This window comes from Flavobacterium humidisoli (assembly GCF_023272795.1).
Lineage (GTDB): Bacteria > Bacteroidota > Bacteroidia > Flavobacteriales > Flavobacteriaceae > Flavobacterium > Flavobacterium humidisoli.
Window position 1 is genome coordinate 4,647,641 of the sequence record NZ_CP096829.1, and the last position, 13,828, is coordinate 4,661,468.

Consider the following 13,828-nt stretch of genomic DNA (forward strand, 5'->3'; position numbering starts at 1 on the left):
CCATTATGGCAAATGGGTTAGGGTTATTTTTTAATAAAACGTCTTACCGTTTTGATTCCGTTTTTCTCTACCGAAATTAGATAAATTCCTGTTTTTAAAGTCGAAACATCAATGCTGTTATTGTTTACGGTTTGAGAAAAAATAGTTGCACCACCTTCTGTATTGATGACATTTACATTTCCACCGGAAACCTCTGTGCTGAAGAAAAGCTGACTTTCAGTCGGATTCGGATAAATCTCCAAACTTGCAATTGATTGTTCTGGGTTTACAGGAGCAGATTTTGCCGTTGAACCCGATTTTGTAATTCTAAACCAGTTTATATTAAACCCTGTATTTTGAACATATATCCCGAAATTATACGTTCCCGCATTTACGGTTACAGTTTGAGTAATTGTCTGCCAGTTTTGCCATCCTCCTGTATTTGGCACATTTACAGCACCAAGCTGAATAGTTCCTGCATTTAAATCAGAGGATAATCTTCCGCCTGTAACAGCACTTGAAACACGATATTCTATTTGATAAGAACCAGAAGTTGGGAAATTAATATTATAATAAGCCATCCAATCGCCTGTATCGCAATATCCTACATTTAATCCACCGCCTGTATCGGTTGTTGCTTCGGTTTGAACACCACTCATTGTATTGTAATTTTCGGCTTGAATTAAAGTTCCTGTTGCGGGAGGATTGCTTCCTGTAATTACCTGATTAATTGCTGTCAGTAAAGATTTAGTTCCTGTTGCATCCTGGGACAATTCCCAAATCATAACTCCCCCTGCGTTCTGAATCGCAAAAGTTGTTTTTTGTTTGATTGTTGGAATTCCGTTGTAATAAATGGTGTTTCCTACCTGATCTAGATTTTCAGCCCCTGGATATTGAGCTACGATATTAGCATACGAAATTCCTTGATTGGCAGAAGCACCAAAACCATAGCCATAAAAAGGAAGTCCGATGATGGCTTTACTTGCAGGCAATCCTCTTCCTGTCCAATAATTAAACTGATTTACTGCCATGCTGTAAGGCGAATGCTGTCCTGGATTGTTTGGTGCCCAAGGCCCTGTTGCATCATAAGCCATGATATTAATCCAGTCGTAAGCTGCAAAAGTAGATGAAGGTACATTGGCACCACCATATCCTTCTGAAAGCGCTGCCGAAATCAATTTGCCATTGGCATGCAGTTTATTCGCAAGAGCAATAACAAATCCGCCGTAATCTCCATTAATTGCTGGGCCTTCCAAATCAACGTCTACACCATCAAAATTGTGAGCTACCACATAATCGTAGATTTTTTGAATAAAAGCCGTTCTGTTGGCTGGCGTAATCAAATTGAAGTAATTATCGCGAATAGAGCCTCCTTCTGAAACTGAACCTCCTCCAAGCGAAACAAACACTTTTACATTTTGGGCATGTGCCGCATTTATTATGGCATTACTTCCTGAATTAAAACTCAAATATCCGTTGGCATCAGGATTTTCAAAAGCAATATTAATGTGCGTTAATTTACTGTATTGAACAGTGCTTGAAAAAGCATTCAAATCAATCCAGTTCGGAATGTAAGCAATGACTTTTTTCTGAGCTGTCGCTAAATTAAAAGCGCCCAAGACTAAAATAATCATGCATTTCTGCAGCATTCTTTTGTAATTGTTTTTCATAATAATTGTTTTAATAGATTAATAAACTCGTAAACATGGGACGGTTATTTGAGTTGCATTTTTTTTGTTTTTAGATTTCAGACTTTAGATTTGATTTAAAATCCAATTTTTTAGAACTAACACTACCTAATTTATTATCTAAATCTAAAGCCTGAGATCACTTTTTAAAACTATTTTTTTATGAAACGTTTGATCGTTTGTTTGCCCTCTTTTTCGAAAACTATAAAATAGATTCCTTTTCTAAGATGCGAAACATCAAAACTATTGTTGTTGATTTTTTGAGATGCTACAGTAGATCCTGTTTGAGAATCTACAATTTTTACGCTTCCTCCAGAAAGATCTGCTGTCACATAAAGTGTGCTTTCAACTGGACTTGGATAAACATTTAAAATTGTTTCGGCTGGTTCTTCCATTGTTTCAACTGAAGCCATTCGTGCTGTTCCTCCCGCTACTTTTGTAATTTTAATCCAGTTGATATTCATTCCTGTATTTTGAATGTAAATTCCGAAATTGTAAGTACCTGCATTAACATTCACAGTTTGTGATACGGTTTGCCAATTTTGCCAACCTCCAGTATTTGGAATATCAACATTTCCTAAAACAACTGCTCCAGCATTTAAATCAGATGATAATCTTCCACCATTGACAGCACTTGCCACTCGGTATTCTATTAAATAAGAACCTGTTGTTGGAAAATTAATGCTATTATACGCTAACCAGTCACCTGTTTCTGTATAACCAACATTTGAACCTCCTCCAGTATCTGTTGTTGCTTCAACCTGAATACCGCTCATCGCTGAATAATCTTCTGCTTGAATTAAAACTGAAGTCTGCGAACTAGTTGCTGGAACTAATTTCCATTGTCCGCAAGTCTGGTTGTTATTATCCCATTGCTGTACAATTGCTCCAGAAGCTGTACTTGCTCCTGCCACCTCAACAATTCTTCCGCTGTGACGGGCAACAATTTTATAATAGCCATCACCAGTTGAAACCAAAATAAACTGCTGGTTTGTCGTTGCATTGTACGGATACTGCTCTATTCTTGCGCCATTGGCTTTATTGAAGTTATTGATATCCATTGACATTCCGCTGTGGTTGGCAATGATTTTGTACATTCCGTCTCCTAAATGCGTAAAAGTAAATTTCTGATTGTTACCAGAATTCAAAACCCCTTGATTGATTCCTGCTCCGTTTGACATGCTGGAATTCCAAACATCCATGTACAAACCGCTATTTCTGTTTTGAAGAAAGAAAGTTTGGTTTCCTAAAGTCGTTGTTCCGTTTGCAATAACTCTAATCGAACTTACTTTATCATTCCAAGTGGCATTCAAACAAGAATTATCAGAATTAATTACGGTCGAAGCTCCTGTAAAATTATCATCTTGATATAAAATTGCCTGATAACCTTGAGTAATTTTTAGTGAAGAAATATCATCATTTAAAACACCTAAAGAATTTAAACGAGCTAGATTGTAATCACCAATTGTCAATCCCCCAGAGAAACCAGTGTAGTTGCAATCTTTGTAAACTGTTATTACATCTGTCGTAGCTGGAACTGAAGGCGTCGTAAGTCCGTAATAACCCCCAAATGTTGCGATAACTTTTGTTGGCTGTGGCGAATGAAGCGATGGCGACTGATCGGCAACATCATCATAAGCAAACCCATAAGCCAAATTATCGATATTAATTCCTGGTAAATGCCAGAATTTAGAATAATGATTGGTTGGATTTACTTGATAATATTTCGATGCATCGTACCAATTCTGCTGTCCAGGATTTGTCGTTGTTGTATTTACCACATGTCGATTAATCGCAGCTGTTAATTGCGCCTGAATTACAAGATCTAAATCCCCGTCCACCAATCTTCTGTCCAAAACGCCTTTTCCTTCAAGAGCTTCCTGCGTTGTTGGTCGGTTTTGTACACGTCCTGTTCTTCCAACAAAAGCGCCAGATTGCCCAACCATTTCTAATTGTTCTCCAATAACTCTTCCTTTGAATACTCCCGCATCTCCTGCATAAAAAATCAAATCTTCATTTTTGTATTTATTCCAAATTGCATCGATATATGATTTTAAATAGTTTGCGTATGGCCCTGATCCTTCCGCATAAGCTGGAGTTTTAGACGGAGCTGTAATTTCTCCTGTTGCATCATTGACACAGCCTTGAAATTCCGCTGGAACATTGGCTTTAAAAGCAGCAACAATATCAGCGTGCTTCTTCAAGTCTCCCACTTTCTTTTGATAACCGTTAGCACCAAACAACTCCAATCCCATTGGATATTTGTATGAATCTACTCTTGTTGGATTTCCGAAGAAACCATATTGATTATTGGTCAATTCGATCATTTCATACAAAATACCCTGATTCGGATCTGTTGCGTTCTGCGGATTTGGCGATGCATATCCCGAAGGCGCTCCACTGGTTCCAAAGAAATAAAAATAAAGCTGTGAACCTTTAGAAATAAAAACTCGACATCCTGCAATTAATGGCAGTGTAAAGGTCTTGTTTGGAATTTCACTCAACTTAGTAAAACATGCCGCATATTTTGAGTTTTGTCCTGGTCCTGTATTTCCGCCATAAGTGGGTCCTGTGACTGTGTTGTAAGAAGCGCTCATTGGTAAAACCTGACTTGTTTTGGCATTTACCCAAACGTGATTTCCTGTAGTATAATCGATTCCTACAATGGCAACATATAAATCGCTGTCGGCAAACGTCGAATTATTACTAATCGTAAATGGTACAGGCCCTTGAGCATGTATTAGGTTTGAAAACACTAAAAAAAGTGTCATCAAAAAAGAAAATCTTTGAAGTCTAATTTTATTCATATCTAAATAGTTTTGGGGTTAATAAAATAGATTCTAAAACGAAAGTCATTTTCAAATAAATGACTAATTAAATCCGTCAGGTACAACTGGTATGCCCTCCTTGAATTGCACCCAACGGACTTAAAAATTATTTCTTAATTAACTTCTTACTCCAGCTTTTTTGATCTGATTTGAAGTTCAGAATGTAGATTCCTCTGCGAAGTTTACTCACATCAATTACACTTTCATTCCCTTGAGGCTTGTTTTGCAAAATTAAAGTCCCAGAATCATCATAAATCGTAATGACTTTATTGTCTAAGTTTTCAGGAGATGAAACTTGAACATAATTTGTGGTCGGATTTGGATACACTGCAAAAACAGCTTCTTCCGCCAGAGGTTCTTCAGCAACATTCAAAGCCATTCTAGCTGTTGACGAAGATCCGTAAGCTTCAATTTCATACAATGAATATCCGTAAGGAGCCAAAGCTTTTGCTGTACATAAAATGCGAAGATATCTTCCCGTTCCGCTTACCGCTAAATCATCCGTTCCGCCATCGCTTGCCGTTTGTGTATTGATTGTTTCATTTTCTGTAAAAACATTATCTGTAGAAAGCTGTACTTTATATTGAGTCGCGTAAGCTGCTTCCCATTTTAACACTACGCGATTAAGAGTGTAATTACTTCCTAAATCGACATAAATCCATTCTGTTGCATTGGCAAAAGAACTTGCCCATCTTGTACCTCCATCTCCATCTGTTGCTTGGTTTGCAGTAAAAGTCGCATTTTCTAATGTTGAAGCCGTTGCTGTTTTAGCCAAAGCTAAATTCACATTTGGAGTTTCTGTAGAAACTAAATTTAAAGCTCTCAGGTTATCAAAATAATACGTGTTTCCAGAATTGGTTCCCGGCTCAAACAAGAAAACAAAACGGTTGACATCATTATCTGGAGTTGAAGCGTCTGGCGTGCTTACATACGTAAAAGTAATCGTATGCCAAGCGTTGCTTTGTTTTACAACTCCCTGATAAATACTATGTCTTCCAACAGGATAATTGGACGGAATTGAAGCACTGCTTTCTGCCTGCCAAGAAATAATAGATCCAACTGGTGCAGAAGTATACACGTCCATCGCGAATTTTTTAGTTCCCGCTTTAAAATCACCTATGTTGTTTAAAGTCGTATTAAAGGAGAAATTATCATACAATTCTGTTGATTTACGAACGTATTTCCCAACATTAGAAGAAGTGTTGATTCCGCTTGCATTCGGATTTGCTGTATTTGGCGTATAAGTTCCAATAGCATCTCTAAACGTAATATTGTGAATCGTTTGATAATCCTCATACACAACTCCTGGCGTAAATGTATCTGGCAGTTTAGTCGAACCAATTCTAATATTATCAAAATAATACGTATCACTTGTATAAGAACCCGAATTAAACAATAAAACCATTTGATTCACAGCCAAATTTGAAGTTCCAGCATCCGGACTTGAATTGTAATAGAAAGTCAGTGTTTCCCATTGATTTTGTTTGGTTGTAATGGCTACGTAACTGCTATTTCTTCCTGTCGGATAATTGGCTGGAAGCGAAGTGGCACTATTTTCAAAATTCATGCTAACAACCGTACCAATTGGCGCCGTTGTATAGACATCGATCATAATTTTATTGGTCTGACTTTTAAATAAACCAGCATCTTCGATTGAAGTTTGTGTATTAAAGAAAAGAACATCGTACTGTTCTGAGGCGTTTCGAACATACCTCGCCACATTTGCAGATGAATTAATAGAATTTGATCCCGGATTTGCCACAACAGAATACGTTCCCGTTGTCGTTCCTTTAATAATTTTGTTGATGCCATCGTAGTTTTGCAGAACATCTGTAGCAATAATTGGTTTTTCTGGTGCAGCTTTTGTCAATAAATTATCAAAGTAATAAGTCGCTCCAGAATTAGAATTCGATTCAAAAAGAATTACGACATTATTGATTGACAAAGCGCTCGTATTTGGGTCTATTACTTTTTCGAACTCAAATTCAATCGTTTCCCATTTGTTCTGAACTGTTGTCGTAGCTTTAAAACCGCTATGTCTTCCTAACGGATAATTGGTTGCAGTCGTTACATTGCTGTTTTCTAATTGCATGGATATTTTTGTTCCAACAGGAGCCGAAGTATAAATATCAAACGAAAGTCTTTTTCTTCCGTACACATAATCATTCGCATTGGTAATGGTTACATTTCTGATGTTTAAAACATCGTACAATTCGCTAGAATTTCGAACATATTTACCAACCAAGGCAGAAGTGTTAATTCCTGTAGCAGAAGGATTCGCCACAGCTTCTGTCAAAACTCCAGTTTTTACAGGATATAAAACATTTCGATTGCTTTGAAAATCCTCATGCATTTTTTCAACTGGCAATGCAGGTTCAGCGGTAACTGCTAGTTTGTAAGTGTTGACATTACAACCTGAAACTGTTGCAGCTACAGAAACATCTCCTCCAGAAGTTCCCCAATTTACAGTAATCGAATTTGTTCCCTGTCCTGACGCAATTGTTGCTCCTGCTGGAACTGTCCAGTTGTAGGTCGCCCCCGCAATTGCATTAACAGAATAGGTTTTACCAGTTTCATTTTGGTATACTTTGTTATCGCCTGTTACCGCATATTTAAAACTCCCATCGTAAACACGAACATAATCGACTTGTAATTTTGCAGGAAAATCACCTGGAACTGGCGCTACTCCCGCTCCATTTACACTGGTATATGGCGTTCCTGCGCTACCAACAGCAAGGTTTAAAATAATGTAAAACTGACTATCGTTAAAAGGCCATCCGCCATTAACTGTTGTATTTGGGGTTGCAGTGTGAAATAAAACATCGTCAACAAACCATTTTATAAAGTTTGGTCCCCATTCTACCGCATAAACATGAAAATCAGAAGATAAATCTGTTGGAGAACTATAGCTTCTTCCTGTAAAATGATATCCGTTTCCATCATAGTGAATAGTGCCGTCTACAGATTGCGGATTTCTGTGTTTGGCTTCCATAATATCAATTTCACCAGTATACGGCCAATTTCCATTTACAGGAAGCATCCAAAAAGCAGGCCACGCTCCCTGGCCATTAGATAACTTCATTCTAGCTTCAACTCTTCCGTATTTTAAAGCGTACTTCCCTTCTGTTGTTAATTTGGAAGAAGCATACGGCTGATCTGGAAACTGTGACGTTGGCTGATATTTAGCCTCAATGTTCAAGTAACTATTCGTTCCTTCTTTTACAATTGTTGCCTGATTCGGTTCGTAACGCTGAGCTTCGGCGTTTCCAAATCCGCAGAGCGATGGACAGCCGTTCCCTGAAATACTCTGCCATTTGGTTAAATCGACTGCCGTACCATTAAATTCATCAGACCAAACAAGCGTATTGCATTGAGCTTGGGTTTTCAGAAATGGCAGCAGTAGAAATAAAACTGCAACACAAAATTGTTTTAATAAATAAGAATTGCTTTTCGGTGGTCGGCCGAAAAAAAAGTCATTTTGCTTCATTTTGAATAGGTTTTTAGTTAGTAAATGCTATTTCTTCAATACAAACCATTTAAAAAAATAGTTTGTATTTTCCGACAATAACAACGCAATATTAACTAAAAAATCAGGCAAGACTTACATTTTAGAGTACGGTTTGACTACGGTACTATCGAAGAAATGTAACAAATCATCGATGAAAAGCATAAAATCACTAAAAATTTCACTTAAATGAGAAAAATTAAAAATTGAGAATAAATTCGGTAATGTTTGTATCTGATGGAAGCTGCAATTTTTTACGAATGCGATAACGAGTATCTTCAACACCACGAACAGAAATTCCTAAAAGCGGAGCAATTTCTTTTGTATTGAAATTCATTCGCAAGTAAGCGCATAATCGCATATCGCGCGGAGTCAATTCTGGATAACTCGATTTTAATCGCTGCATAAAATTATCATGCAATTGATTAAAGATTTCTTCAAATTCGTTCCAATGCTTGTCTGCCTGCAATTCGTGGTCTATTAATTTATTGATTTTAGTAAGCAGACTAAAATTTACATTCGGATCATTTTTCTTATCAATCTGTGCAATCAATTCTTTTATGGAAAGTAGAATTTCATTCAAGTGAATCAAATTGACTGTATTTGAAGCTACTTTGGCATTTTTAAGATTTATTGTCGTTTCAAGATTCTCACGTACAATAGCCATATTCTGTTGCTCCCACGTCAGTTTTTGTTCGTTAAGTTCTGCACGGCTTCGAAGCAATTCTCTTTCTTGATTCTCTATCAATTGACGGCGTTGACGCTCAGCAACAGATTTCTGATATCTAACAATGAAATAAATTACAATACTATAAAGTGCAAAATAAAATAAGTATGCCCAAAAAGTTCTGTACCAAGGCGGTAAAACTTCAAATCGAAAGACCGCTTCTTCGCTAACCACATCATACATGTTTTTTGCCCTTACATGAAAAACATATTCTTTTTCAGGCAAATTGGTATATTCTTTTTCCGTTTGAAGACTATAATCTGACCATGTTGGTTCAAAACCCTCCAACCAATATTCGTATTTTGTTGCATCGGCATCTTCAAAACAAAGCGATGCAAAAGAAAAATGAAGTGCATTATTAACATAGGGTAATATAGTGGAAAGTTTATCGTTTGTAGATCCCGTTTTGTTTGGAAGAACATCATAACGGCTAGAAAACAACAGACTATCTTTTGGGAAGATGCATTTTACTTCTGAAATAACCGCTTTATATTTCGTTTGATATTTCTTGTTTTTAATTGCACTGTAATGAATTAAACCTTCTTGTGTTCCGAAAAAAACATCGCCACTTTTTGTGGTCTGAATATTTTCAAAACCAGGAACATACATAAATCCGAGTTTCCGAAAAGGAAGTTCATCAATCTTAAAACTTCCATTTTTCTGTTTGTTCATTTTCCCCGTATTTTCTCCAGAAATGTACCAAATATTATCCTGATGATCTGGTTTTACTAATCGGATATGATTCTCTAATCCGAGATATTTCTTGAAAACGGGATCTGGAATCATTCTCTTTGAAGATACATCTTGTCTATAAACGCCTTTTGTGGTTCCAAAGAAAATTTGATTATCCACTTTAAAAGTATTCAAAAACAAACTCGACGGAAAACCATTTTTATCATTATAAAACTGAATATCCATAACCGAATCGTATTCAGCATTGAATTTAATTTTATAAATGCCTTTGTATCCATGTGCGATCCAAATGTTTCCTTGTTTGTCAGTTTCGATAATTCTACTGCTTTCTTCAAACCCTTTTATCCTGTGCTGAAAAACCCAGAAACCGTTTATTTGTTTCAGAAGATACAAACCAGTATAACCGCCAACAAGAAGCAAATCAGGACGATTTGGGATTAGAATTCCTTGCCAAGCGCCATCAATTTTTGCTAGTGCTTTCGCGGAATTTCCACTGATTTCGAATATTCCATTTTTTTCAAAAGCCAATAACGAATTACCGAAAACGCCCACATTCCAAACATTTTCAGACATTCCAGAAATATGCTGAAAGGTTATATTCTCTCTTTTTCCGCTTTTATAAGCTTCCCAATCCAGCCAAAATAAACCGTTATCTGTACCGATATACAATTTATTCTGGTAAATCTGACTGCAATAAATTTTCGTTTCAGAATTAGAACTGTCTATAATTTTTGACAACGGAGAAGAAATCTGAATCAGTGAAATTCCGCCTTTGAGCGTTACCCACAAATTTCCTTCTTTATCAATTTTAAAATTGGTCACATATTCATTCTGAAGTCCCATTTGTTTGTCAATGTGTTGAATCAAATGTCCTTCACTATCAATAACTATCAACCCCGATTGACGGGTTCCAATTCCGAAATATCCGTCTGAAAGTGCAATTCCTGCCGAAATCTGATTTTGTTTCAACAAATGATCAACTTCGGTTACAAATGGCTTTATTTGATTTTCGTTGAAGGTAAAAAGACCATTTTTTTGGGTTAATAATAAAAAGCCTTTTTTCGTTTGAAAAATCTTTCTAACCTGCATTCCAATAAATTTCTGACCATTTTCTACTGGAATTAGAGTATTGCCATTTAATTTCAGTAATCCTTTTTCATTGTCAGAAACATAGATTTCTTTTCCTGCTTCAAAGAAATCATCAAAGCTTGTTTTTGAATTTATTACCTTGATTGTATTGTTTTTATAAATAAAAATCCTTTCGTAAGAGAAAAAAATGACTTCGTTATTTCGAATGACTGTATGAAGTACATCTCCAAAATTTCGAAATTCTTTTGGAAGTAATTTTACCAATGAAGTATATTGATATTGTCCATTTGACAGCTGAATCACAAATCCAAAATCGCCTTGAGCGCCAACATAAAGTTTATCTTTTTTATCGATTGCCATGGAGCGAACCATACTTCGGTTTTCTGGCTGTGTTACAATAGCCCAACGCACACCATCAAATTGCATCACACCAAAATGATTCGCAAAAAACATCATCCCTTTAGAATCTTGTAAAACATCCCAATTTTCAGATGCAGCTTTATATGCTTTCGGACTATAATTGGCTATAAAAGGAACTCCAATCTTTTTGATTTGAGAGTTAATAAATGGAGAGATAAATAAAAGTGATAGAAATAAAATCTTGATTTTAAGTTTCGTCATTTTGTTACAATGTGTAGGTTAATGCAGTGATTTTGGGAAGTCACATTCTAAAAAAAGATCCTTTGGGAAAAATCATTTTCTAGGCAAAAAAGACACTCTTCTTTAAATGTATTAATAACAATTATTCATTATTAACAAACCAAAAAAGAGAATGTCGAAACTCAAATATATAAAAATTTATTTTAATGCAACAAATTACATTTTAACGAGAGAATTTGATAATTAGATAATGGGGTAATTAAGCTTTGTCAAAGTTTGAAACTTTTGACAAAGCTGTAAAACTAGTTTCATCCATTATATTTCCTCAATATATTATTCATTCCGAAGGAATGTTTGGTTGGTAGATTTTAAATGGATTCGGTGCTGTACGTTCCGTAGGAACGTTTGAATTATGCACATAACATTCATTTCGTAAAACAGGTGTCCCTACAGGACACTATTCAAATGCGTAATTTTATTTACTACCGACCAGATATTCCTAACGGAATAATTTACTCGTTAACCAAACCCGACAGGTTTTTAAAACCTGTCGGGTTTAATTTGAAACGTGAAACAAAAATCATTATATAATCCGTCTATCTTCGACTTCGCTCTGGCTGGCAAATTTTATTTGGTGATCGAAGTCGAAGCCCGCTCCAACCAAATTTGAATGTTTTCTTCTAAAAAGCTAATTTTTCAAGTAATTCTTTATAAGAGCTAAAAAGCTTCGCTCCCTCTTCTTCTAAATCTTCATTATTAAAACCATTTGTAAAACCGTAAACTTTAAATCCGCCACTAATTCCTGCTTTTACACCCGCTTTACTATCTTCTAAAACAATGCAGTCTTCCACCTCAAAACCCATTTCTTTCGCGGCATGTAGAAATATTCCAGGCTCTGGTTTCCAACTGCCAATTTGATACGAACTAAATATTTTATTTTCGAATTTATCCAATAATCCTGCAACTTCAAGGTTCAAACGAATTTTATCTACCGGTCCACTAGAGGCAACACAATACGGAATTTTTAATTTTTCGATATTTTCGATAAAATCAATAATTCCTTCCATTGGTTTTACCTGAGTTTTAAAAGCTTCAAAACTCTTTTCGCGATATTCGTTTTCAAAATTCTCAGGCAATTTCTGATCGATTGCTTCTTCGATATGGCGGAAACAATCTTTTAGATTTCGGCCATTAAAATAACGATAAGCGTCTTCCAATTCCATTTCGAATCCGTGTTGCTGTGCCATTGATAGCAATATTCCGTTACCAATTTTCTCTGTATCGACCAAAACTCCATCGCAATCGAAAATAATACATTTAACCATTTCTGTTGATTTTCATTTAATTATAATTTCTCCTGAAATCAAAATCAGGAAATGTAAATTACAAAAAATAATCGATTTCTTTCCCAAAGCTTTTCTTCTCATTTCCAGACTTCTGTACAGAATTACTCCTATTTTGTACTTTCTTTTGGGTTTTGATTTGTACTTTTATAATCCTATCCAACCTATTTTGAAAATATTAAAACCTTAGCATTTTGAAAAAACATCTTTTTATCATAACCGTTCTGACAGCCAATTTTGCTGCTTTTTCGCAGAATAAAATCATCACAATTTCCAACTCTTTAAAAGTTGACCGAGAATTTGAGACCATCGAATTGACTAAAAAAATTCTTGGTCTGACTGATCACGCAAAACTTGAAAATTATGCTGTAAAAGATATTAGCACTAATTCGTTTTTAGAAACTCAAACTGTAGACAATGACGGTGACGGAACTATGGATGTGCTTTTGTTTCAACCTAAAATAAAAGCTTCTTCTAAACAAGATTTTGAGGTTTTAGTCGGTACAAATCCTTCTGCGTCAAAAGTTGTTAGCTGTTATTCACGCTTTGTTCCAGAACGCACAGATGACTATGCTTGGGAAAACAACAAAGTCGCTTTTAGAACTTACGGCCCTGTCGCTCAAAAAATGGTGGAAGAAAATATTCCAGGCGGAACATTAACCAGCGGAATTGATGCTTGGCTTAAAAGAGTAGATTATCCAATCATCAACAAATGGTACGAAAAAGCCACAAACGGAACCGGAACGTATCATAAAGATACAGGAGAAGGCCTGGACAATTTTCACGTAGGAGATAGTCGTGGCGTAGGCGGAATCGCCGTTAACGTGGATGGAAAATATTATTTCTCTAAAAATTTCATCAGCTGGAAAACGATTACGACGGGTCCAATTAGAACGAGTTTTATTTTGACTTATGCCGATTGGGATGCAAAAGGAAATAAAATAACGGAATCCAAATTAATCAGTTTAGATTACGGAAGTCAGCTTTCTCGTTTTGAAATCAATATTACTGGAACCAAACAAATTGCTGCCGGATTAACACTTCATGATAAAAAAGGAACCACTGGAACGAATTTAAAAGAAGGCTGGCTGAGTTACTGGGAACCTATCGACGATTCTGAAATTGGAATAGGTCTAGTCGCTCCAAAAAATACTTTATTAAGTTTTGACAATCATGTAACAGACGAAAAAGATCTAAGTAATCTGTACGGAAATATTGCCGTCCAAAATAACAAAGCCATTTATTATGTTGGTTTTGGATGGAAAAAAGGAAGTCCGTTTCAAACCAAACAAGAATGGGAAAAATATTTGAGTTCTTTTGCGGAGAAGGTTAATAATCCTTTGATTGTAAAGGTTAAAAAGTGATTTTTTTCTTGC

At 35.9% G+C, this 13,828-nt stretch carries 6 protein-coding genes; 1 reads left to right on the forward strand and 5 read right to left on the reverse strand.

Features of this window, described 5'->3' with window-relative positions; genetic code table 11:
- Positions 1 to 23: 23 nt before the first annotated feature.
- The 5 genes from M0M44_RS19725 to M0M44_RS19745 form a co-directional block, all read right to left on the reverse strand.
- Positions 24 to 1,649, reverse strand: coding sequence for a glycosyl hydrolase family 18 protein (locus tag M0M44_RS19725; RefSeq protein WP_248727242.1), 1,626 nt, complete (start codon positions 1,647 to 1,649; stop codon positions 24 to 26).
- A 170-nt stretch (positions 1,650 to 1,819) separates the two neighbouring features.
- Positions 1,820 to 4,474 carry a beta-1,3-glucanase family protein gene (locus M0M44_RS19730; RefSeq protein WP_248727243.1) on the reverse strand — a complete coding sequence of 885 codons (2,655 nt, stop codon included), beginning with the start codon at positions 4,472 to 4,474 and terminating at the stop codon, positions 1,820 to 1,822.
- 127 nt (positions 4,475 to 4,601) lie between these two features.
- Positions 4,602 to 7,982: a family 16 glycosylhydrolase gene (locus M0M44_RS19735; protein WP_248727244.1), complete on the reverse strand. Its 3,381-nt coding sequence runs from the start codon at positions 7,980 to 7,982 to the stop codon at positions 4,602 to 4,604.
- A 217-nt stretch (positions 7,983 to 8,199) separates the two neighbouring features.
- Positions 8,200 to 11,130 (reverse strand): triple tyrosine motif-containing protein, encoded by a 2,931-nt coding sequence (locus M0M44_RS19740; RefSeq protein WP_248727245.1) that lies wholly within the window; start codon positions 11,128 to 11,130, stop codon positions 8,200 to 8,202.
- Between the two features lie 659 nt (positions 11,131 to 11,789).
- The gene (locus M0M44_RS19745) at positions 11,790 to 12,434 is read right to left on the reverse strand and encodes an HAD family hydrolase (protein ID WP_248727246.1); all 645 of its coding nucleotides are present in this window, start codon (positions 12,432 to 12,434) and stop codon (positions 11,790 to 11,792) included.
- Positions 12,435 to 12,646: 212 nt separating this feature from the next.
- On the opposite strand from M0M44_RS19745, the gene M0M44_RS19750 reads away from it, so the two are divergent.
- Positions 12,647 to 13,816, forward strand: coding sequence for a DUF4861 family protein (locus M0M44_RS19750; RefSeq protein ID WP_248727247.1), 1,170 nt, complete (start codon positions 12,647 to 12,649; stop codon positions 13,814 to 13,816).
- Positions 13,817 to 13,828 lie beyond the last annotated feature (12 nt).

Excerpts from the sequence above, each read along its gene's own strand:
- M0M44_RS19730 (WP_248727243.1), bottom strand. The coding sequence starts at position 4,474 with ATGAATAAAATTAGACTTCAAAGATTTTCTTTTTTGATGACACTTTTT.
- M0M44_RS19735 (WP_248727244.1), bottom strand. The coding sequence starts at position 7,982 with ATGAAGCAAAATGACTTTTTTTTCGGCCGACCACCGAAAAGCAATTCT.
- M0M44_RS19740 (WP_248727245.1), bottom strand. The coding sequence starts at position 11,130 with ATGACGAAACTTAAAATCAAGATTTTATTTCTATCACTTTTATTTATC.
- M0M44_RS19745 (WP_248727246.1), bottom strand. The coding sequence starts at position 12,434 with ATGGTTAAATGTATTATTTTCGATTGCGATGGAGTTTTGGTCGATACA.
- M0M44_RS19725 (WP_248727242.1), bottom strand. The coding sequence starts at position 1,649 with ATGAAAAACAATTACAAAAGAATGCTGCAGAAATGCATGATTATTTTA.